Here is a 23,015-nt window from a genome sequence, read left to right as displayed (position 1 = left end):
TTCCTGCAGCTATTTCCTTAATTTTTTCTGACCTTCAAACAGAAGGTTTAACAGATTGTCGAAATCCTGATCCTTTAATGGCTCCAGTTCTGTGATCAGTTCATGAAGCAGGATGGGGTTTGGATTTTCTTCATCAAAAAATTCCCTTGGCGATATTCCGAAAAATTCACAAATCAACAGAAAGTGTTCCATTGACGGTGTCGTACTTTTTGATTCGATATCGCTGATGTAATTTTCTGTCTGTCCCAGCGAAAGGCTCATTTCTCTGGCAGATATGCCTTTTTTTGTCCGAAGCTGTGCCAGTCTTATCGGTATGTAATTCTCATCCATTGGTATCATTCTCCTTCCAAAAACTTAATATTTCAATTATAGAAGACTATTTGCGATGATTCAATAGAAAACAGACAATATTTTTTTGTTTCTCTCATTCAAATCTTCTTAAATACGTTTTGGGTGTAGTGCCCATACGTTTTTTGAATACTTTAAAAAAATAAGCGTAGTCCTGAAATCCGCATTCTTCTGCGATTTTATGAAAATCTCTTTCACCAAGTTCCATCAAATGAACAGCAGTTGAGATACGAAGAGAATTTAAATAATCCGTAAAACCGTGTCCGGTCTCATTTTTAAAAATTGTACTTAAATATCCGATGCTGATTCCTATTTCATCTGCAATGCTCTGCAGGGAAATTGGTTTTGAGTAGTCGCGGTTAACATATGCAATAGCGGATTTAACATAACTGGAATCACCGGGCAGCTGAAGTTTAATTTCCCTGCACATATTCAAAAAACAATCAAGAAACCATTCGGAAAACTGTGCCATTGTATGAAACTGTATGAAGATCTGATCAGGAGAAATTTTATCTGCAATGATTTTATTTAAATCCAGTTTATTCTTTTTAGAGATTCTGGTTATGATGCTAAGTAAGTCGGTGCATTTCATTTGGACACTGGAGCGGTTTTCCTTTTGATCAGCCATGTTCTGAAATAATTTTTGTATGATTTCTTCCGCTTTTTCATAATCTCCTTTTTGTGCCAGGGAGAGGAGAGATTTTTCCAGGGAATAATCAAGCCCTGCTAAATCGGAAGGAGGTATTGGAACTGATTTTGTACGCAGGATGGACTGTCTGTCGGAATAAAATGTAAGCCTTATGGTTTCCAGGGCCCTTGTATAGGAATGGCTGATATCAATGATGTGACCGGTTGTTTCTCCTACACAAAAACTGACGGAGATATTTAAATATTTTTTATAGTTGGAAGATATCTGCTGAAGCAGGGAGTTTATAGTCCCTTCTATCTTTGCCTGGCTTACTTCGCTGGCAAAGGAAAGAAGGATACAATAGATTTCCTTCTCTATATGAGCTAATATTCCAGTAGGGTATTTGCTTAAAATCTCATTACCTATATTACAAATGGAGAAGTTTAATATATTTTTCTGATTCAGGTTGTTTTGCTGTTCAATCCTGGCATAGTCATCTACAGAAAGAATAATGGGAATGAGATGTGTAAGGTCCAGGTTAATCCCAAGAAAACGGATATTTGTTTCAATATCTTTTTCTGAGAGAAAGACTTCTCCTAATAGGTCGTTGACAAATTTTTCTCTTAATGCAGATACGGTTCGGTTCGGAAATGATTTTAAGCCGCTTTGGACATTCAGATTTTTTTTTAACTCCGTTAACAGGGAAAGAAGATACTCTTCATTTAATTTATGCTTTAAGACATAATCAAGGGCACCGTTTTTTAAAGCTCCACGGACATAAGTATAATCATCGTAGTTGCTTAAAGCAATAATCTGAATATCAGGATATTGATTCTTTACCTGACGACATAACTCTAAACCATCCATAACTGGCATTCGCATATCGGAAAAAATGATATCAGGCTGGATCCGCGGTATTTTTTCCAGTGCGGACAATCCATTCGTTGCTTCTCCGCAGACTGTAAATTCATTGGACAGATTCTGCAGCAATAATTTTAAATGGGTGCGAACTAATACTTCATCATCTACAATTAATATGTTATACATAATTAGTCACCTCGTTGTCATAGATCAATGGAAGAATGATTTCAAAACGCGTAAAAATGCCCGGCTGGCTAATAATTTCTATATCATATTCAGAGCCAAAATACATGTGCAGCCGTTCCCGGATATTATGTATGCCGATATGTCCGGCATTCTCATTCTGATTGTTACAGAGTATTTCCTGAATACGTTCTTCGCTGATTCCCTGTCCGTTGTCTTCTACAATGATTTTCAGACAATCTTCATCAATATGATAGTCTGCCAGGAGAATGCCATCTGAGTTCTTTTCTTTCAAGCCATGTTTTAAAGCGTTTTCTACAAGGGGTTGAACCAGTAGTTTTGGGATCATACAGGCTGCGGCATCTTTTTGAACCTGAATTTGAAATTGAAACGTATTGGTATAACGGTAATTTTGTATTTCCAGATAAGATTCTAAAAATTTTTTGTCTTCTTCAACCCGTATAAATGATCTTCCGTCCATATTGATATGCATCATAGAGGAAAGAGATTCTGCTACTTTACCTATGTTGTCAGCACCCTGTAGAGAAGACAGGAATTTGATTGTATTTAAGGAATTGTATAAAAAGTGGGGATTCATCTGAAACTGAAGCGCTCCGATCTCTGCCCGGTGTTTTGCTTTTTCTTTATCTTTCACCTCCCAAAGCAGATCCTTAATTCGATCCAGCATTGATTTAAACTGGCTGAATAAAGCTCCGATTTCATCTTTTGTATTAATATATATGGGAAGATCAAGATTATCTCCGTCAATACGCCTTACAGCATTTGCAAGAAGGCGTATTTTTTGTGTTAATAGGGAAGTAATCAAAAATACGCAGACAATCAGTGCTGCCACAAGAACAAGTGTGATCAGAATAATATCGTGTAAGGTATCGGTAAAGGCCGATACAATTTCTTTTTCCGGAATCATATTTAATGTAGTCCAATTTGTAAGAGAGGAGGTACGGTAGACGACCAGTGTGTTACCATTCTGCGAATCTTGTATGAAAAAATGACCGGAATTTGAAGTGATCCGGTCTATAATTTCCGAAAGTACTGACGTATCCGATTCCAAAGACAGTAAATTATTTGACGGGTGAAAAAGTACACGTCCCTCCTGTTGATTGATTACATACAAAGAAGAGGAAGAAGGAGAGCTGGTATTAAAGCACTCTTCAAAAAGGTTAGCGCTGATGTCTGCATTTACAAATCCAATCTTTTGGCGGGTAAAACCATAAACGGGTTTTAATACGGAAAAAACCATATCTTTTTGTGTGTTATACCATTCATGGGGATAATGGGGAGGAATAAAAAACATTGTATTACTGCTGTCTTTTACCAAAGAAATCCAGTTGTTCCGAGACATTGTCTCAAAAGAGGTGGGAAGACCGTAAGTAATGGTATTTCCATCAAAATCACTTAGCATAAGACCATTTAAATTATTTTTAAAGCTGCAAAGACTGATTAAGTAGTCGGAAGCGGTTCTGCGGTAATTTACAATTTCTGCATCTGTCAAGTCATTCCTTGAAAGTATGGTAATAATATTTGTTGACAGGGAATTGCTGGAACGAACGGAGGTTAAGGCGGCTACATTAATAATGTCCATTACCTGCTTCTCAAAAATAGTATTAGAAACCTGCAGTAAATGCTCAGAATTTCGAATGGCAGTAGAAGCCGCTTCTTTTTTTAAAGCGTTATACCAAATACTAAGTACAGCAGCAGCAAAAAGAAGAAATATAACAGTCATCGAAAATATGAATTTGTAGCGGATACTTGTAAAGGGCCTCTTCATTATGTCTCCTTATTTGGTAAAGTATTATAAAAGTATCATAAAATTTATAAGAATATATGTCAAGTTGTATATAAAAAGTGTAAAAAAATCCTATAAAGTGAAAGAAAGTGCAATGCTTTTTTTTAAGGATGGATGGTATGATAGGTATAAGAAATAACCGGTTAGTTCATGAAAAGCAAATAAGGAAGGATAGGTAAGATGAAAAAAAGGAAAAAATGGCTGGCAATGGGTTTGGCTGTTACGATGACTTTTGGCTTATCTGGCTGCGGGAAAAGCAATGCGGTGTCTGGTGAAGGAAGTGCAGCTGCAAAGACAGATACACAGGTGAAGACATTAAGTGTTCTGATGTATACGGATTGGTACAAAGCAGGCTGGCAGGCATTGGAACAGTATATCAATGATAATTCAACAGAATTGGGCTTCAGGCTTGAGATATCTAAGATACAGGGCGGTTCTCAGGGAGACCAGGTTTTACAGACTAAGTTTGCTACAAACGATCTGCCAGACATCATTCAGGTATACAAACCACAGTGGGTGGAGTCCTATGCCAATGGTCTGGATAAACTGGTGGATTTAACCGGACTGGAATGTGTTTCAGAGTACGACAAAAAAGCACTGGACGGAACGTTCCGATATAATGGAAAACTGTATGCGGTTCCCATAGATTCCGTGGTTTTATCCGGCGTATTCTATAACAAAAAGGTATTTGAGAAAGCTGGAGCAGAAATACCACAAACATGGGATGAGTTTTTAGCAGTCTGTGAAAAAATAAAGGAGAAAGGTGTAACTCCTGTATATTATTCCGGAAAGGATGCATGGAGTGTGCAGCCACCCACAATCAGCGGTTTGTTAAACGATGCTGCTGAAAAAGGAACGGATACATTTGGTCTGATGGAGCAGATCAACACAAATAAACTGAAATATGGGGATTGCACCAATTTTATTGATTCCATTCAAAGAACGAAGGATTTAATTGATCTGGGGTATGTGAACGAGACGTATCTCTCAGATACAGTGGATAATGCCCATCAGGCTCTGGCTGACGGAACGTGTGCCATGTACATTAACGGAACGTGGTGTGCGGATAACATTAACAAAAAGTTTCCGGATAAGATTGATGACATAGGTGCTTTTGCACTGCCGACTCCAGAAGGAGATAATTATATCAATATGTTTACACCTTACTCGTTGGCGCTGACCACTAATTGCAAGGATACGGAGCTTGGTAAGAAGGCTCTCAATTTCATTGCTTCCCAGAAAGCACAGCAAATTTATGCAGATGCACAGCCAGGAGTTTATTTAAATAAAAATGTGACCAGTGATATTCCAAAATCAACGGCTGATTTAAAGAAAATTATGGACAGTGGAAAAGCAATGACTGACTGGGAGGAAATCAATAAATACTCCTACGGAAATTTAAGTGAGCCCTTGTTAAATTATTATACCGGAATGTTAAAAGATGCCAGTGAAGTAGCGCAGGCGCTTGATGCAGAAACAGAGCGCAATGCAAAGGCACAGGGCGATACAAACTGGAAATAGAACATTGGAAGTAAAAAAAAGAAATACCAGATATTTGTATTAGTAAATCATACTCTTACCGTATCTGGTATTTCTGTTATAACCGTTTCAATTAAGGAGCAGACTATGCATGCAGGTACATTAAAAAGATATTCCTATACCCTGGCGATACCGGGATTTACACTCTATATTATATTTTTTATTATTCCAGCCGCAGGGGGGATTATCCTGTCGTTTGTAAAAATTCTTGGTTTTGATTTATCTTCTGCCCGTTTTGGAGGACTGCAAAATTATGCAGATGTATTTACCCAGCCAAATATGAGAAGGGCAATTGGAAATTCTTTTATTTTCGCTGTAGTCACCACCATTTTTAAAATGGGAATCGGATTATCCCTGGCGGTGGCACTGAACCGGAAAACGTCATTGACAAATGCACTGAGAACCATATTCTTTTTGCCGGCTGTTATTAACACGGTGGCAGTAGGACTTATTTTCTCTTCTCTTATGCATCCGGCGGACGGACTTATTAATACATCTCTCCGTGCCATGGGGGTGGGTGTTCTTGCCCAGTCATGGCTTGTGGATACTCATCTTGCCATTTTTTCCGTGTGTGCCATTGAAATATGGAAATGGTCCGGATTTATCATGGTGATTTTGCTGTCTGGGATGCAGACTATTGGAAGAGAATACTATGAGGCGGCAGAAATTGACGGAGCTGGTGGATTTGTGAAATTTAAGTATATCACCTTTCCGCTCCTTTTGCCGGCATTTAATAATGCACTGATTTTAAGTATCATCGGAGGCCTTAAAGTATTTGATCTGATACAGGCAACCACCCAGGGAGGACCAGGTTCGGCTACGGAGGTGTTCGGGACCCTGATCTATAAGTCCTTTGGAGCAGGCAGACTTGGAGAAGGCTGTGCAGCCAGTATTGTTTTAGCATTAGTGATTGCTGCAATTGCCATGCCCACTTATCGGTATATTGCAAACAGGGAGGTGGAGATGTGAGAAAAAGAAAGCTGTATGGGATGATCTTAAATCTGATACTGTGTTTATGTGCCCTGATTATTCTGATACCTGTATTTATGGTGGTCATCAATTCTTTTAAAGACCAGACGGAAGCGGCAATGATGAATATGAAGCTTCCTTCCAACTGGCATATTTTTGAAAATTATAAGGAAATGATAAAGGAGGGAGGGATCTTCCGGGGATTTGTTAACAGTACGGTGATTACAGTGATTTGTGTTTTAATGCTGATTATTCTATGCTCAACCATGGCGTTTGTATTAGAAAGAAGAAAAACATTTTTTTCAAAAATGATTAATATGACAGTAATATTTGGACTTGTCCTGCCTTTACAGATCATACCAACCTACTTTGTTTGTAATTATCTTCATCTGACCCATGAGGTGGCAGCTGTTCTGGTATTGATTGTAGCCAACATGTCTTTTACAGTTTTTTTATATACTGGTTTTGTTAAAAGTATTCCAATAGAAATCGATGAATCTGCATGGATTGACGGAGCTGGTTATACGCAGCTGTTTTTTGAAATTATATTTCCACTGTTACAGCCTGTAACAGTGACTGCGGTAATTATTAATTTTATGGCAGTATGGAATGATTTTGGAATATCCATTTACTTCTTAAACAGTGCCAGAAACTATACCCTTCCTTTAACGGTATATAATTTCTTTGGAAATCATAGTTCTGACTGGCAGCTGGTATTTGCAAATGTGGTTTTATCAACTCTTCCTGTAGCAATTGTTTATCTGATACTGCAAAGACATATTATTTCGGGAATGACATCAGGAGCTGTTAAGGGATAAGCCGAAGGGAGAGAGTATCTTGTTTTGTGGTGTAAATATAAAGTTTGGAGGGGCATATGAAAAAAGCATTTATGTTATTAACAGCAGTTAGTATGTGTGTTGCATTGGCAGGGAACCATGTATATGCAAAAGAACCAAAACGATTAGAAAGACAGGGATCAGGTGAAGTTATCTATTACGTAGATGATATAAATGGAAATGATAACGCCAACGGGACTTCGGAACAAACGGCATGGAAATCTTTAAATAAGATAAATTCCACTACATTTGCACCCGGAAATAAAATCTGTTTTAAAGCAGGAGGAACATGGACAGGAATGCTTCATCCTCTGGGATCAGGAAGCAGTTCATCGTCAATTTTTCTTGATATGTATGGAGAAGGAGAGAAGCCGCTTATAGAGGGAAATGGAGCAGAAGCCGCAATTAAACTTGAATCCCAGGAATACTGGACAATCCGTAATTTCGAAGTGACAAATAAGGCTTCTCAAAGAGGCATACGGCAGGGGATATTTATAAACGGAAAAACTGATGGGATCACTCACGGAATTACCATAGAGGACTGTGAAGTTCATGATGTGACGGGAGAAAACAGAAGGGCTATGGATACTTACAAAAGCATGTACTGGAATTCTGGAATTTATGTGAGTATGCCTGGACGGTCTTCCAGCTCAGTTCATTATGACGGGGTTCTTATTAAGGGTAATTATGTTCATGATGTATTGACCAGTGGTATCCGGATTAATCAGAGAGAAGACTTCATTGTTGACCAGTATCATACCAATGTGGTAATTGAAGGCAATACAATCAGCAGAACCGGATCGGATGGAATGATTGTGGCTAATTGTGTTTCACCTCTTATTCAGTATAATCTCTGTTACGATGCCGGCGCACTTGGAAATTCTTCCGATACGAAAATCATTGCAGGCTTATGGACCTGCGGTACAGATGATGCGCTTTTCCAGTATAATGAAGTGGCGAGAACCGTACTGTTTGAAAGTGATGGAACTGCCTTTGATACTGACTGGGGAACAGGAGGAACAACAACATTCCAGTATAATTACACCCATGGAAACCAGGGAGGATTCTGGTTGGATTGTGCAGGTATTAATAAAGACCCCGGTCATGTTAAGACGGTACTCCGCTATAATGTCAGTGTAGATGATGAAAAATATATTATACGAGCCGGTGATATGCCGACAGAACTGTATAACAACACATTCTATAAAAGTGAAGGAAAGTTGGATGCATGCTTTGGCAATGCAGGAAAGAATCATAAGTTTTGGAACAATATATTCTACTTTAAATCAACACCAGACTGGGCATCTTCTGTTTACGAGAATAATTTGTATTATCCATGTGATGCCAATGCAGTGGACCAGTATGCTGTGACGGAAGATCCCCAGTTTTTTAGTCCGGGGGCAGCACAGGATGGGATGATATACGCAGATCATTTTAAAATACGCAATACTTCTCCATGTATAAGCAAAGGAATTTATATTCCAAATAACGGCGGTAAAGATTTTTGGGGAAATGAACTGGACAAAGGATCCTGTGATATCGGAGCTCATCAGACAACAATCACTGGTCTGATGGATGAGGATACCTATGTATTTGCCAGAGATTTTGCCTCCATCCAGGGAAATAGGAATTGGTATTACCTGGAAGATGTCAATGGTACCTATCAGGAACTGACATGGGCTGAAGGACAGGATAAGTGGACAGGAAGCGGTACTTATAATCTGATATGGGCTCCCGGAAATATGCATCCCGATAGCAATGATACGGTACTCGCATGGAAGGCGCCTAAAGCAGGAACCATTCAGATAATAGGAAATCCGAAAAAGGTTAATTCCGGCAATGATGGAGTTCGGGTAAAGATCCTGAAAGGCGCATCACAGGTCTGGCCGGAAAGCGGCTGGATGAACATTGGAGGAGCAGACACAACGGGTCTTTCACATAATTTTACTGTAGATGTAAAAAAGGATGAAATGATTTATTTTGTCTTAAACAAAAATGGAAATAACTATAGTGATGGAACTTATTGGAATCCCCTTATTACATATAATACAAAAGAAAAATACAATTTAACTTCTGATTTTTCCCGTATACAGGGAAGCAATGGCTGGTACTATCTGGAAACAACAGAATCAGGCTATGAGGAAATGACCTGGGACAGCAGTGTGAGCAGGTGGAAAGGCAAAAAGCAGTACAGTCTGATCTGGGCACCGGCTCAGCTTCATCCCGACACCTCGGATACTGTGGTGGCATGGAAAGCACCTCATGCCGGGAACATTACAATAAAAGGCAATCCCAAGAAAGTAAATTCGGGCTATGACGGAGTGAAAGTCAAAATAATGAAAAATAGTCAGAATATATGGCCGGATAGCGGTTGGAAAACCATTGGAGGATCGGATACCACCGGTTTGACCCACCAGCTTACCATTAGTGTATCAGCTGGAGATCTGATTTATTTTATCGTAAACCAAAATGGATCCAATGCAGCGGATGAAATTAACTGGAGTCCTTCAATAACATTTAACTAAAGAATTGCCTGCCTTTAATAATGGAGACTGTCATGAAAAGAAGATTAATTATATGTGGAACGGTGTGTGTGCTGGGGATTGCTGCATTCCTATTAACTTTATTTCAAAGAAAACCTGTAATATTAATAAATAGTGATAAGATATATAAAGAAGAATACTCCTTTCTGTCGCATGTTTTTACGGGCAGTATAGGAGAAAAAGACGATACGGCTGATGACAGGGTGGCTTATGCAAAAATTGAGCAGCAGATGTTAAAGGATTATGGAATTATTGAAGATATATCTTTTTCCACCTTTCAGGAAAAGGTAAAAGAAGAAAACGCCAGACGGGAACAGGCCGTGATGGCTGGAGAGAAGATATATGGACCTGAAAAATATGATGCAAGAGTCTATTACGATTATATTTACAGTGAAGCAAAACAAAGGTTGATAAAGCAAATACTGGTCAATCAGATATCTGAGGAACTAGTACAGGATTTTGCTAAAAAAAATGACATTAAAATAATGAGAGAAAGTGGGCGGCAGACAATACGGTATGAACTGGCCGGTAAATTATATGTGGCGGAGTTAGAGAAGAGGAAACAGGGTGCGGTGATAAAATAAGACTATAAAAGTTTTTTAATCAGGGGCTGTTGCAGCAATGCGCAGCTCCTTTTACTAATTCTAAGAGATTTTTATCTGAAGTATAAAAGGAATGGACGAAACACATGTTTTGTTTTATAATGGATAGGACTATGAAACAGGGAATCCGCATTCAGAAAGGAAGATACCATGTTAAAATGTGAAAGAACCAGTGTTATGAACATAGAAAATGCCATTCGTGGTGCAAGAAACCCGATGAACAGCTGGGACCGTATGGACAGTGAATACAACGAGGATGGAGAATACATTCTTGGACCCAACGATCTGGGTCTTGCTAGACGTTTAAGAAAGGCCGGCAGCGACCATAGAAAGTTCATTCGCCAGATCTTTGTTTCTGTAGATGTGACCGCTCCCCTGTATTGGTGGAAGGAATACGATACCTATAAAGTATCTACCGTAGCGAACTCCACAAGCACCATGCACAAGATGCATTCTAAACCATTTGATATGGATGACTTCAGCCATGACCATATGACAGAGGGAACTCTTGCCTTTATGGGAACAGTTGTGGAAGAATTGGAAAAGATCCGGCTGCGCTATATTGAAACAAAAAACAAGGAAGACTGGTATGATATGATCCAGCTTCTCCCCACCAGTTATAACCAGATGCGCACATGTACATTGAATTATGAAACTTTAATCAATATTTATTTTGCAAGAAGAGGGCACAAATTAAAGGAATGGCATACATTCTGCAGCTGGATTGAAACGCTCCCCTATGCGAAGGAGCTGATTCTTGCAGAGGAAGAATAAAGGTGGACATGCTTATGAATTTGATTGTAGCAGTGGATAAAAACTGGTCCATCGGGAATCAGGGCCAGCTTCTGGTATCCATACCTGAGGATAAGCGGATGTTCCGGGAGGAAACTCTTGGAAAAGTAATCATCATGGGCCGCAGGACATTGGAGAGTCTTCCGGGAAAACAGCCATTATATGGAAGGATCAATATTGTCCTTACCAGAAACCCCGGCTATAAGGTGAAAGGTGCCGTAATCTGCCACAGTATAGAAGAAGTGATGGAAGAGCTTGATAAGCATACGGGAAAAGAATGCTTCGTCATTGGCGGACAGAGCATTTATGAACAGTTTCTGCCGTATTGTGATACGGCTCATGTGACATATATTGACTATGCATACAGCGCCGATACCCATTTTCCAGATCTGGATAAGGACAACGGCTGGGAGATGACTGCTGAAAGTGAAGAACAGACATACTTTGATTTATGCTATACGTTCCGTATGTACCAGAGAACTGGTCAATCGATAAAAAAATAATGATATTTTTTAATTCATATTGTTTTTGATACTTAAAAATGATAATATGAAACGAGTACCATTTCGCCTGATTGTCAGGAAGGCTTTCAGGAACGGTGCGAAGGTATATTCACGAAGACATTAGGAGGATGAAGATGTACAGGATTTTAAAAGCAGAGATGTTAGCTGACAAGATCTATCTGATGGATGTGGAAGCACCCCGGATTGCCAAAGCCTGCCAGCCTGGAGAATTTGTTATCGTTAAGATGGATGACAGAGGAGAGCGGATTCCGCTCACAATCTGTGATTATAATCGTGATAAGGGATCAATTACCATTGTATTTCAGACAGTGGGTGCCAGCACGGAAAAGATGGCTGATTTAAAAACAGGAGACAGCTTTGAGGATGTAGTAGGACCTTTGGGTAATGCATCGGAATTTGTGGAAGAAGATTTAGAAGAAGTTAAGAAAAGAAAGTATTTATTCGTAGCCGGCGGTGTGGGAACTGCTCCTGTTTATCCCCAGGTGAAATGGATGAGGGAACACGGAATATCGGTTGATGTTATCATGGGCGCAAAGACAAAGGATTTACTTATTTTAGAAGATGCCATGAGAGAACAGGCCGGCAATTTATATGTGACAACTGATGACGGTTCCTATGAAAGAAAAGGAATGGTCACCGAAGTAATTAAGGATCTGGTGGTGAATCAGGGAAAACATTATGATGTCTGCGTTGCGATCGGGCCAATGATTATGATGAAGTTTACCTGCCTTATGACAAAGGAACTGGAAATTCCAACCATTGTCAGCTTAAACCCGGTTATGGTCGACGGTACGGGAATGTGCGGAGCCTGCCGTATCACTGTTGGGGACGAGGTCAAATTTGCCTGTGTGGATGGACCGGAATTTGACGGCCATAAAGTGAATTTTGACGAAGCTATGAAGCGTCAGATGATGTATAAGAGCGAAGAAGGGCGTGCGATTTTAAAAGCCCGGGAAGGCGATACTCATCATGGCGGCTGCGGACAGTGTGGAGGTGACAACTAATGGACGTTTTAAAGAAAGTACCAGTCAGAGAACAGGATCCAAAAGTAAGAGCAACAAACTTTGAAGAAGTTTGTCTTGGATATAATGAAGAAGAAGCAAGAGAAGAAGCCAGCAGATGTATCCAGTGCAAGAATCCCAAATGCGTAAAGGGCTGCCCGGTATCCATCAATATTCCAGGATTCATTAAGGAAGTGGAACAGGGCAATATCGAGGAAGCTGCAAAAGTGATTGCAAAATCCTCCGCTCTTCCTGCTGTATGCGGACGTGTATGTCCCCAGGAAAGCCAGTGTGAAGGTCAGTGTATCCGCGGAATCAAGGGAGAACCGGTTTCTATCGGCAAGCTGGAGCGGTTTGTTGCAGACTGGTCCAGAGAGCATGGAATTGTACCGGAGGCACCTGAAAAAACCAACGGAAAAAAGGTGGCAGTGATCGGTTCCGGTCCTTCCGGCCTCACCTGTGCAGGCGATCTTGCAAAGCTGGGATACGAAGTTACCATATTTGAAGCTCTTCATGAGCCGGGGGGTGTACTTACTTACGGTATCCCGGAGTTCCGTCTTCCAAAAGATGGAGTGGTACAGCCGGAGATCGACAATGTCAGGAAGCTGGGCGTTAAGATTGAAACCAATGTGATTGTTGGAAAGTCTGTGACCATTGATGAACTTCTTGATGAAGAAGGATTCCAGGCCGTATTCATCGGTTCAGGAGCCGGACTTCCGATGTTTATGGGAATTCCGGGTGAGAATGCCAACGGTGTTTTCTCCGCCAATGAGTACTTAACAAGAAGTAATTTAATGAAAGCATTCCGCGATGATTATGATACTCCCATTGTAGCGGGAAGGAAAGTAGCGGTTGTCGGCGGAGGTAACGTGGCGATGGATGCAGCGAGAACTGCTCTTCGCCTTGGAGCTGAAGTGCACATTGTCTACAGAAGAAGTGAGGCGGAACTTCCTGCCAGAGCGGAAGAAGTGCACCATGCAAAAGAAGAAGGAATTATATTTGATCTTCTGTCAAACCCGATTGAGATTCTCACCGATGAGAAGGGCTGGGTAAGCGGAATGAAATGTATCAGAATGGAACTTGGAGAACCGGATGCTTCCGGCAGAAGAAGACCCGTAGAGGTGGAAGGATCTGAATTTGTCATTGATGTAGATACTGTCATCATGTCACTGGGAACATCCCCCAATCCTTTAATATCCAATACGACTAAGGGACTGGATATTAATAAGCGCAAATGTATTATTGCAGAGGAATCTACAGGAAAGACAAGCAAGGAAGGCGTATATGCCGGAGGAGATGCAGTGACAGGAGCTGCAACTGTGATTCTGGCTATGGAAGCCGGACGTGCCGGCGCAAGAGGAATTGACGAATATCTTTCTGCCAGGGAATAATCCGGACAGTAAAGGGCTGCCGCTAAGCTGGCAGCCCTTTTGAAACGGAGAAAATGATTTATGAATAAAAAAGTTGATTTACTAAAGGGACACATTTTTACTTCACTGACAGAACTGGCACTGCCCATCATGGTTACCGCACTGGTTCAGATGGCTTACAGCCTGACGGATATGGCGTGGATCGGCATTGCTGGTGCCCCGTCTGTTGCTGCGGTGGGAGCAGGCGGAATGTATGTCTGGCTTTCCCAGGGAGTTGTGGCACTGGCTAAAATGGGAGGGCAGGTAAAAGTTGCCCATGCCCTTGGAGGAGGCAGAAAAGAGGAAGCAGCGAAATATGCATCAGGGGCCCTTCAGCTGGGAATCCTGTTTTCTGTTCTTTATGGCGGTCTCTGCATATTTGGAGCAAGGCCGCTGATCGGTTTTTTCGGACTGAGTGACATATGGATCGTGGAGAATGCCCGGATCTATTTAAAAATCACCTGCGGTCTGATTGTATTTTCTTATATGAATGTGATCCTGACCGGTATTCTCACGGCCATGGGAGACAGCAGAACTCCCTTAAAGGCCAATACGGCAGGACTTGTATTAAACATGGTTTTGGATCCGCTTTTAATTTTCGGAGGGGGACCGGTAAAAGGTTTTGGTGTCGGCGGGGCAGCAGCAGCTACGGTAATTGCCCAGGCAGTTGTAACGGTTGTTTTTTTAAAAGCAATCCGTAAAGACAGAATGGTTTTTGATAAAGTACGCCTGCTCCAGAGAGTTCCCCGGGATTATATGGGGGCCATGATCCGGATCGGATTCCCGGCTTCTGTTCAGAATTTAATCTACACCAGCATTTCCATGGTACTCACCCGCTTTGTAGCCGGGTTTGGTGATACGGCAGTCGCTGTACTCCGGGTAGGGGGGCAGATTGAATCCATCTCATGGATGACTGCAGATGGTTTTGCAGCAGCGATTAATTCCTTTGTGGGTCAGAATTATGGGGCGAAGCAGTATGGGAGAGTAAAAAAGGGATACTTTACGGCAGCAGCAGTGATGTTTTGCTGGGGTTTATTCTGCACTTTTTTGCTGATTGTTTTTCCAAAGCAGATATTCGGGCTTTTCATACATGAGGCAGATGTCATTCCAATGGGAGTGCGTTATCTGGTTATTTTAGGTGTCAGTCAGATGTTTATGTGTGTGGAACTTACCACGGTGGGTGCATTATCGGGGCTTGGAAAAACCCTGTTAAGCTCTGTTATCAGTATCGTATTTACCTCGGCAAGGATTCCTCTTGCCATGTTCTTAGGCAGCACAGCTTTAGGACTTGACGGAATCTGGTGGGCATTTTCCATATCCAGTATTATAAAGGGAATTCTGTTTTTCCTGTGTTTTATTATCGTTTCAAGAAAGCTTGTGGAAGGACAGAAGAAATCTTTTTTATAAATTTTTCATTTTAGACTTGAATTTTACCTATGGTTTACGTTAACATATAAGTGGGATAAAGATAGAAAAAAAGCAAAGGGACTGACGATGAAGCGAAAAGTACAGATTATGTATCATAAAAATGCAGGAGTACTGCGAAGGCTGTTCTGCGGAATCATGATAAGTGCCATGGTCTGCACACAGACTGTTCCGGTCTTTGCAACTTCCAAGGCAGAAAAAGAAAAGCAGGAAGCTCAGAAAAAGCTGAATGAGGCGAATAAACAGGCGCAGGAAGCTGAGAATAAGAAAAAAACGGCTCAGAATCAGGTCTCTAAGCTTACCACTGATTTAACGGCTCTTTTATCAGATATTAAAGTTCTGGAAAACGATATGGCGAATAAAGAAAAGGAAATCAAACAGGCAGAATCGGATTACCAGGAAGCGAAAAAAGAAGAAGAAAAGCAGTATGTGGCCATGAAAAAAAGAATCCAGTATATGTATGAGAAGGGTGATACACAATACATGGATATTTTTCTTCAGGTAAAGGATATGTCAGATCTGCTTAATAAAGCGGAATACGTAGAAGGTATCTATACATATGACCGGAAGATGCTTGTTAAATTTCAGGAGACAAAGCAGCAGGTTGCGGATTATAAGGATGATCTGGAAGAGGACAAGAATGAGATGGAAGTGATGGAGCTGGAGTATAAGGACCAGAAGAAACAGCTGGAAACTCTCATCGCCACCAAGAAAAAAGAAGTTTCAAATTTTGACAGCCAGCTGGCAAAGGCCAAGAAGGATGCGGATCTTTATGCACAGACGGTAGCAAAAAAGAATGAAGAAATCCGTAAGACAAAGGAAGAAGAAGCCAGGAAAAAAGCGGCTGAACAGGCCAGAAAAAAGGCGGAAGAGGAAGCCAGGAAAAAATCAGCCTCCAACACCGGCGGCCGCAGCGCCAATAATAACAGCAAATATTCCGGACCTTCCGCATCAAAGAGTACGGGTGGAACGGCTCAGGGAAGATCGGTTGCAGATTATGGTCTGCAGTTTGTGGGCAACCCCTATGTGTTTGGCGGAACCAGCCTGACAAACGGGACAGACTGTTCCGGGTTCGTGCAATCCGTATACAGGCATTTTGGATATTCCCTGCCACGAAGTTCATCCGAACAGCGTTCTGTGGGAGCAGAAGTTTCTTATTCCGAAGCACAGCCTGGAGATTTAATCTGCTATGCAGGACATATCGGTATCTATATCGGGAACGGCCAGATTGTTCATGCCAGTTCTCCGGCTACCGGTATTAAGGTTGGAACAGCCACTTATCGTACCATATTGTCGGTAAGAAGAGTAATACAATAATCAGTACATAAGCCGGAGAGAAGGAACGGGTCAGTTCCACTCTCCGGCTATTGGTATGTATGGTCTAAAAAACACTTGCGGAATTCGACAGAATATGAGAAAATGGTATCAAGTATGATGTGATATAATTAACAAAGTACTTTTCATGATGATTACTTATTTGAAAGGAGTTTTAACATGATTTATTCACATGAAGTAGAAGAGATGTGCACAGTAGCACAGGGCGTTCATCACGGCGCTGCTCCAATCCCAGAAGAAGCAAAATGGGTAAAATCAAAAGAAGTTAAAGATATCTCCGGTCTGACACATGGTGTTGGCTGGTGTGCTCCCCAGCAAGGCGCATGCAAGCTGACTCTTAACGTTAAAGAGGGTATTATTCAGGAAGCATTAGTGGAAACAATCGGATGCTCCGGTATGACACACTCCGCTGCTATGGCAGCTGAGATTCTGCCAGGATTAACCGTTTTAGAGGCATTGAATACAGACCTTGTTTGTGATGCCATTAATACAGCAATGAGAGAGTTATTCTTACAGATCGCATACGGAAGAACTCAGAGTGCATTCTCAGAAGACGGACTTCCGGTCGGTGCGGGACTGGAAGACTTAGGAAAAGGTCTTCGTTCTCAGGTTGGTACCATGTATGGAACATTAAAGAAAGGTCCTCGCTATTTGGAAATGGCTGAAGGCTATGTAACAGGCATCGCTCTTGATGAGGAAGATCAGATCATCGGTTATCAGTTCGTAAGCCTTGGTAAGATGACTGATTTCATCAAGAAAGGTGATGATCCCAATACTGCCTGGGAGAAAGCAAAAGGACAGTACGGCCGTGTAGCGGAAGCTGCAAAGATCATTGACCCAAGACACGAATAATCGGTCGGCAAAAGCCTGCCGGTATCCGGTTATGAAAGCGAAGAGATTTGGCCAATAATAAGGAGGACAAGATAATGGCTTTATTTGAATCATATGAGAGAAGAATTGACAAAATCAATTCTGTTTTAAACAGCTATGGCATCGCTTCTATTGAAGAAGCGGAAAAGATTACTAAAGATGCAGGTCTGGATGTTTACGAACAGGTGAAGAAGATCCAGCCTATCTGTTTCGAAAATGCTTGTTGGGCTTATACAGTAGGCGCAGCGATCGCAATCAAAAAAGGCTGCAGAAAAGCGGCAGATGCAGCAGCAGCAATTGGTGAAGGTCTTCAGGCTTTCTGTATTCCAGGCTCCGTAGCTGATCAGCGTAATGTAGGTATTGGTCACGGAAATCTTGGAAAGATGCTTCTGGAAGAAGGCACAGACTGTTTCTGCTTCCTGGCTGGTCATGAGTCCTTTGCAGCAGCAGAAGGCGCAATCGGTATTGCTGAGAAGGCAAACAAAGTACGCCAGAAACCATTAAGAGTAATCTTAAACGGTTTGGGAAAAGATGCAGCTCAGGTCATTTCCAGAATCAACGGATTTACATATGTAGAAACTGAGATGGATTACTACACAGGCGAAGTAAAAGAGCTGTTCAGAAAATCCTATTCAGAAGGTTTAAGATCAAAGGTTAACTGCTACGGCGCAAACGACGTAACAGAAGGCGTTGCTATCATGTGGAAGGAAGGCGTTGACGTTTCCATCACAGGTAACTCCACCAACCCAACCAGATTCCAGCATCCGGTAGCAGGAACCTACAAGAAGGAATGTACAGAAAAAGGCAAAAAGTATTTCTCTGTAGCTTCCGGCGGCGGTACAGGACGTACCCTTCACCCGGATAACATGGCAGCAGGTCCAGCTTCCTACGGTATGACAGATACTATGGGACGTATGCACTCTGATGCTCAGTTCGCAGGTTCCTCTTCCGTTCCGGCTCACGTAGAGATGATGGGTCTGATCGGTATGGGTAACAACCCTATGGTAGGCGCAACTGTAGCTGTAGCTGTTGGTATTGAAGAGGCTGCTAACGCAGGTAAATTCTAAGAAATCCAGTAACCTCGGTACTTTATAGATGTGGTTAGGAGTGGCAAAAAGTAGAAAAATGTATGTAAATCATATATTATTCCTACACCACTCCTACAACCATATTCCTACACTAAATACATGCTATTTTATTTTTTCTATTTCAATCTTTAACCAGTCAATTTCTCGATTAGTATAAACTCTCTTTGTAATGTCAGTTATTGAATGACCAACCATATATTTGATTGCGTATTCATCAATTCCATATTTTTTAGCCATAGTTATGAACTGCATTCTCCAATCATGAGCTCTATGTTGTGGATTCAGTTTTAAATCGTTTCGAATTTTAATAAATCTTTTTTGATATTTATCATAAGTAAACATTAAGCTGCTTCTATGCGTACAGGTATCAGTACAATTTATCAGATATTCACTTCTGAGTGATTCAGTTTCTTTATATTTCTTTTCTACTAGAGAACGAATCTTCATGTATCGGAACAATTCTATTAGTACCCGCCTCAGTCTTCATTCCTTCTTTTGGCTTCTTAATAAAGAGAGATGTTGAACTAATATCCGGTATATGGTATAATCCGGTAAATGATGTGTGATGAAAAGGGGATATTTGAGTATGAAAAAGGTGGTACTTGTGGTATTGCTATGCGGATGTCTGGTTGGGTGCGGGAAGAAGGTTGAGACAAAAGTTGTGAATAGTATCGTGGAGGAGACTACTGAAAGTACTGAATTAAAAGAAGCTGAGACAACCATAAAAGAATCGGAAACACAAGTAACATCTCGTGAAGATACAAATTTTGAAAATACTTGCTGGGGTGACGATATAGCCACTGTTAAAAAATATGAGACAGACATATCGTGGACATCGGAAGATGATACAGCGCTTAAAGGTATGTCTAAATTTCTTAATAAAGATGTGGTTGTTGAGTTCGATTTTGAAAATGGTAAACTATATCAAGTAGTAATGCTTCCTGATATTGACTATGCCGACAAAAAAGATCTTTATATGGAAGACTTCAATAGTATTAAAGACTCGTTAAAAGAAGAATACGGTGAACCGAGCACGGATAACCCAGACAAATATTGGACGAAAACTGATAATAAGCAGGCTGAATATGGAGTGATTTGGACACATGATAATATGTATATAGGCGCCGGATCGATGTCATGGGATAACGAGCAGTGGTTATGTGTGACATATGCAGACACAGCCTATATTGACGGTCTTAAAACAAAAGAGCAGCCAACTGGCATAAGTCCTGAATTCAAAGCGGCTATGGATAGCTATGAGGAGTTCTTTGACGAGTATATTGCTTTTATGAAGAAGTATAAGGAATCAACTGATCAAGCAAGTATGATAACCGACTACACTAACTACATGAAGAAGTATACTGAGTTGATGGGTAAGATGAACGAGTTAAATAATGATCAGCTCTCAACAGAAGAAGCGGCATATTATGTGGAAGTTTCAGCCAGGATTACTCAGAAGTTAGCAGCGGCAACACAGTAATCAGTATTTCTATTGAAAGGGGATACAGATGAAAGTAAATGACAAATTAATAAAAGAAATTGAAGACCTATATCAGCAGTACGAAAGCGAAGTTAACCAAGCTAACAGTGATGGCATCTTAAAAGACAATACAGTAAAGACATATCTATTACATTCTGGAAATTTTGTTAGGTGGTGTCGAGGTGAGTTTGAACCTGGCGGAAGAAATAAATAAGTATAAAAAATCATGCGGCCTGTACATAAAATGGTATGGGCTTTTTGTTTGCAAAAAATAAAATAAGAAAGAGGCGATGATTATGAATATTAATGTGATTAATACAGTAAGAATTCTTAAAAAGGCACTTGCCAGTTTTAAAATAAAAGTGGACGGGAATTAGAAAAAAGTGGACTTTGGTCATTTTTTCTGGGTTTTTATGGAGAGAAGGAGATTAAATGAGCGAAATTAAAAATTAAAAATAACTTAACCTTTTCTTTTTTATCTTTTAACAAACCAATAAAGGAGGTCTGTCAAAAATGTTAGAGAGTGAGTTTCAATTAAATTAGAAAAAAGAAATTAAAGCAATGTTACCAGGTAGCATAATTATAAAGCTTGATCCAAATGACATTCAGGGTATTCCGAATCTCCTTATACTTTATAAAGATCGTGGTTTTAACTGTCGCAAGTACGATAATCACATTATGTATGCCAGATGGATGGGCTATACAAACAAACAGCTCTATGAGTGTCGTAAACAAGGATTAAAAATTGCTATTAGTGAAACTAGTTGATACCCAAATGTAACTTAGTAATGAGCATTTTACTTCTATGCACTTGCATGCATTTGTAAGCCTGATAAAATAAGGAAATACTTTATGAAAACGCTTTTGATTATACTTAGCATCACGTTTTGAGGTATAATATGGTGACTTTTATCATATACATAACAGAGGTGATATTATGAGTTATTGTTGCGATTTATTATTCATTACTACGTTAGCTTGTCAAATAGCAGATTGCTTAAATGATAATGAATTATCGATATTAGCAGCAGATACTGAATTGTTAAGTGATTCACTAAGTGCAATTGCTGTTAGACGTTCAATTTCTAATACATGTACAAACAATAACATTCCACTAAATACAATCGCATGTTCCGATGAAGCCAAAAACTACTAATTTCATAGTCAGTAGCTCATTTATTTTCTTTGTATTAACTTGGAATTTAAAAATATATTTATTTAATTATTCCATGGCATTTCTGCGTATAATCAATAAAAACATTAACATCATTCAGTAACCCAGTTCTAAGTTCATTACTTGTATTGATTGCTAGATTATATTGTTCTTGAGTAATATCTTTTTGAAATAATGCTTCCTCAAGTTCATCCATATCATCTATCATAATTTTCCCATCGGGATAAACAACTAAATCTAAATACAAATCATTAAAATAAGGCACGCCATCTATGTCGATTCCTTGTTCTGCTATCATATCTATGTACCACACCAAAATATCATTTCTTTCATTCATCATAACAGTGATACAATAAAAATCATCTTGTGGCAGAATAGACAACCATTTCAACCCTTTATCACAAACCGTAATCTCTTCGCCGTTGAATTTCCATCTCTGTTTTTCGCTTACCTCTTTTATATCGATAAGTCCGATGTATCCCTTAAAAAATTCGGTATTTACTTTTTTTCCATACATATCTTTTGAAACTATACATTTCCATTCATCATATGACAATCTACTTTTTTTCAAAATATAGTACCTCGCCAATTTCTAATCTTTTTTAAGAATACACCGATTGCTACCAACTTTCAATATTAAGTTTCCAATATACAGTATTTCGTTAAATTCTAATTTTGCGGCATAGCGTTTCTGGATTTTAAAGTTGCAACCTGCTAAGGTCATTTGCGAAAATACTTCTGTTGTCCGCAGCATATCTTGAAACTTAACGAACTCTATTCTTCTATCTGGTTCATCATCAGGAGTACAGAAGATGTTACTCCTTTGCCCGCAAAAAGAGGAGCCTCCTCTTTTTCCGCGGGTGGAGTGAAATTATGCATTATTTTACGGGCATATCAGTTTCATAATCGTACAATGGAATATCAGTTCCCATTCCTTCATTAATGGTATACCAATGAAGATTTTCGTAATTTTTTACACCAACATATGTCCATTCATTAGATCCATAAAAGTAATAAACGACACAAGATAAATTTCGTAAATTCGTTTTAAAGATTAAATCTACACGAAACCCTGCATTTTGCTTTCCTTCATCATTTTTTATTTCTTCGTAATTTTCAAAACCAACAAATTTTGCCTGATCGGGATCAACGCCTGCCACAATTAAAGCCGCGCAAGAAGTTGTAACCATATCTTTGTTGATATTTCCTTTATCATCAAGAAAGTTGGGCAGATCGTTTGACTGTACAGTTTCGTGTTCACCAAAATTAGTGGCATTAGTTTGCTGATCTGTGACTGTTGTATTAGTTCCTTCAGTTAGAGACTTTAAAGCGTCCCTTTCAGATTCTGCTTGGTTCGCTCTAACTTCTAAACTTTCATTTGCTTCGTTGGAACTCTTGGACTGGCATGCAGTTAATAAAAGCACAGTAATTGTTAATAGTGTTGTTAAACTTCTTACTTTCATACTCATATACACCTCTTATTATTTTAGTTAATACCTTTTCACTATAACACATAAAATGCATCATTGCATCCATAGTCTGATATAAATTGCTGGAATTAAAAAATATAATGAAAGGTATGTAAAGTAAAAAATAATTAA

The 23,015-nt window shown here is 39.9% G+C and carries 21 protein-coding genes; 15 read left to right on the top strand and 6 right to left on the bottom strand.

Features of this window, described 5'->3' with window-relative positions:
• Window positions 1–9: 9 nt before the first annotated feature.
• The 3 genes from V7D18_RS06710 to V7D18_RS06700 form a co-directional block, all read right to left on the bottom strand.
• A complete protein-coding gene (locus V7D18_RS06710) occupies window positions 10–330 on the bottom strand; it encodes a helix-turn-helix domain-containing protein (protein WP_426152687.1) in 321 nt (106 codons plus the stop codon).
• A 94-nt stretch (window positions 331–424) separates the two neighbouring features.
• Window positions 425–2,023, bottom strand: a complete 1,599-nt coding sequence (locus V7D18_RS06705) for a response regulator (RefSeq protein WP_426152685.1) — start codon at window positions 2,021–2,023, stop codon at window positions 425–427.
• Window positions 2,016–3,809 (bottom strand): sensor histidine kinase, encoded by a 1,794-nt coding sequence (locus tag V7D18_RS06700; RefSeq protein WP_426152683.1) that lies wholly within the window; start codon window positions 3,807–3,809, stop codon window positions 2,016–2,018. Before V7D18_RS06700 ends, V7D18_RS06705 begins: the two co-directional genes overlap by 8 nt.
• A 198-nt stretch (window positions 3,810–4,007) precedes the next feature.
• Here V7D18_RS06700 and V7D18_RS06695 point away from each other — a divergent pair, with 198 nt between their 5' ends.
• The 13 genes from V7D18_RS06695 to V7D18_RS06635 all read left to right on the top strand — a co-directional run bounded on the left by V7D18_RS06695 (window position 4,008) and on the right by V7D18_RS06635 (window position 18,739).
• A complete protein-coding gene (locus V7D18_RS06695) occupies window positions 4,008–5,348 on the top strand; it encodes an ABC transporter substrate-binding protein (protein WP_426152682.1) in 1,341 nt (446 codons plus the stop codon).
• 105 nt (window positions 5,349–5,453) lie between these two features.
• Entirely contained in the window at window positions 5,454–6,335 is an 882-nt protein-coding gene (locus tag V7D18_RS06690; protein WP_426152681.1) for a carbohydrate ABC transporter permease, read from the top strand.
• The gene (locus V7D18_RS06685) at window positions 6,332–7,153 is read left to right on the top strand and encodes a carbohydrate ABC transporter permease (RefSeq protein WP_426152679.1); all 822 of its coding nucleotides are present in this window, start codon (window positions 6,332–6,334) and stop codon (window positions 7,151–7,153) included. The genes V7D18_RS06690 and V7D18_RS06685 overlap by 4 nt, the downstream gene beginning before the upstream one ends.
• A gap of 56 nt (window positions 7,154–7,209) precedes the next feature.
• Window positions 7,210–9,696 carry a right-handed parallel beta-helix repeat-containing protein gene (locus tag V7D18_RS06680; protein ID WP_426152677.1) on the top strand — a complete coding sequence of 829 codons (2,487 nt, stop codon included), beginning with the start codon at window positions 7,210–7,212 and terminating at the stop codon, window positions 9,694–9,696.
• Window positions 9,697–9,728: 32 nt separating this feature from the next.
• Window positions 9,729–10,298 carry a hypothetical protein gene (locus tag V7D18_RS06675; RefSeq protein ID WP_426152675.1) on the top strand — a complete coding sequence of 190 codons (570 nt, stop codon included), beginning with the start codon at window positions 9,729–9,731 and terminating at the stop codon, window positions 10,296–10,298.
• A 168-nt stretch (window positions 10,299–10,466) separates the two neighbouring features.
• Window positions 10,467–11,090 carry a hypothetical protein gene (locus V7D18_RS06670; protein ID WP_426152674.1) on the top strand — a complete coding sequence of 208 codons (624 nt, stop codon included), beginning with the start codon at window positions 10,467–10,469 and terminating at the stop codon, window positions 11,088–11,090.
• A gap of 14 nt (window positions 11,091–11,104) precedes the next feature.
• Entirely contained in the window at window positions 11,105–11,611 is a 507-nt protein-coding gene (locus tag V7D18_RS06665) for a dihydrofolate reductase (RefSeq protein ID WP_426152672.1), read from the top strand.
• Window positions 11,612–11,745: 134 nt separating this feature from the next.
• The gene (locus V7D18_RS06660) at window positions 11,746–12,636 is read left to right on the top strand and encodes a sulfide/dihydroorotate dehydrogenase-like FAD/NAD-binding protein (protein WP_426152670.1); all 891 of its coding nucleotides are present in this window, start codon (window positions 11,746–11,748) and stop codon (window positions 12,634–12,636) included.
• Window positions 12,636–14,024: an NADPH-dependent glutamate synthase gene (gene gltA, locus V7D18_RS06655; protein WP_426152668.1), complete on the top strand. Its 1,389-nt coding sequence runs from the start codon at window positions 12,636–12,638 to the stop codon at window positions 14,022–14,024. The genes V7D18_RS06660 and gltA overlap by 1 nt, the downstream gene beginning before the upstream one ends.
• Window positions 14,025–14,084: 60 nt before the next feature.
• Entirely contained in the window at window positions 14,085–15,449 is a 1,365-nt protein-coding gene (locus tag V7D18_RS06650) for an MATE family efflux transporter (protein WP_426152666.1), read from the top strand.
• An 87-nt stretch (window positions 15,450–15,536) separates the two neighbouring features.
• Window positions 15,537–16,784 carry an NlpC/P60 family protein gene (locus tag V7D18_RS06645; protein ID WP_426152664.1) on the top strand — a complete coding sequence of 416 codons (1,248 nt, stop codon included), beginning with the start codon at window positions 15,537–15,539 and terminating at the stop codon, window positions 16,782–16,784.
• Between the two features lie 177 nt (window positions 16,785–16,961).
• Window positions 16,962–17,654 carry an iron-sulfur cluster assembly scaffold protein gene (locus V7D18_RS06640; RefSeq protein WP_097003839.1) on the top strand — a complete coding sequence of 231 codons (693 nt, stop codon included), beginning with the start codon at window positions 16,962–16,964 and terminating at the stop codon, window positions 17,652–17,654.
• Between the two features lie 74 nt (window positions 17,655–17,728).
• Entirely contained in the window at window positions 17,729–18,739 is a 1,011-nt protein-coding gene (locus V7D18_RS06635) for a GGGtGRT protein (protein ID WP_314459018.1), read from the top strand.
• Window positions 18,740–18,862: 123 nt separating this feature from the next.
• Here V7D18_RS06635 and V7D18_RS06630 read toward each other — a convergent pair whose 3' ends face one another.
• Window positions 18,863–19,102 carry a hypothetical protein gene (locus V7D18_RS06630; protein WP_426152661.1) on the bottom strand — a complete coding sequence of 80 codons (240 nt, stop codon included), beginning with the start codon at window positions 19,100–19,102 and terminating at the stop codon, window positions 18,863–18,865.
• A 244-nt stretch (window positions 19,103–19,346) separates the two neighbouring features.
• Between V7D18_RS06630 and V7D18_RS06625 the strand changes: the two genes are divergently transcribed.
• Together V7D18_RS06625 and V7D18_RS06620 are read left to right on the top strand one after the other, a co-directional pair.
• On the top strand, window positions 19,347–20,240 hold the full coding sequence (locus V7D18_RS06625) for a DUF6591 domain-containing protein (RefSeq protein ID WP_426152659.1): 894 nt from the start codon (window positions 19,347–19,349) through the stop codon (window positions 20,238–20,240).
• A 28-nt stretch (window positions 20,241–20,268) separates the two neighbouring features.
• Complete coding sequence (locus V7D18_RS06620; RefSeq protein ID WP_426152658.1) at window positions 20,269–20,454, top strand: hypothetical protein; 186 nt, start codon at window positions 20,269–20,271, stop codon at window positions 20,452–20,454.
• Between the two features lie 1,000 nt (window positions 20,455–21,454).
• Here V7D18_RS06620 and V7D18_RS06615 read toward each other — a convergent pair.
• Both V7D18_RS06615 and V7D18_RS06610 read right to left on the bottom strand, forming a co-directional pair.
• On the bottom strand, window positions 21,455–21,985 hold the full coding sequence (locus V7D18_RS06615; protein ID WP_426152656.1) for a DUF402 domain-containing protein: 531 nt from the start codon (window positions 21,983–21,985) through the stop codon (window positions 21,455–21,457).
• Window positions 21,986–22,292: 307 nt separating this feature from the next.
• A complete protein-coding gene (locus V7D18_RS06610; protein WP_426152654.1) occupies window positions 22,293–22,883 on the bottom strand; it encodes a hypothetical protein in 591 nt (196 codons plus the stop codon).
• Between the last annotated feature and the right edge of the window lie 132 nt (window positions 22,884–23,015).

Source organism: Lacrimispora sp. 38-1, assembly GCF_049890855.1.
Lineage (GTDB): Bacteria > Bacillota > Clostridia > Lachnospirales > Lachnospiraceae > Lacrimispora.
The sequence above is the reverse complement of the archived record's forward strand: the minus strand, read 5'-3'. Positions and strand labels throughout refer to the sequence as shown.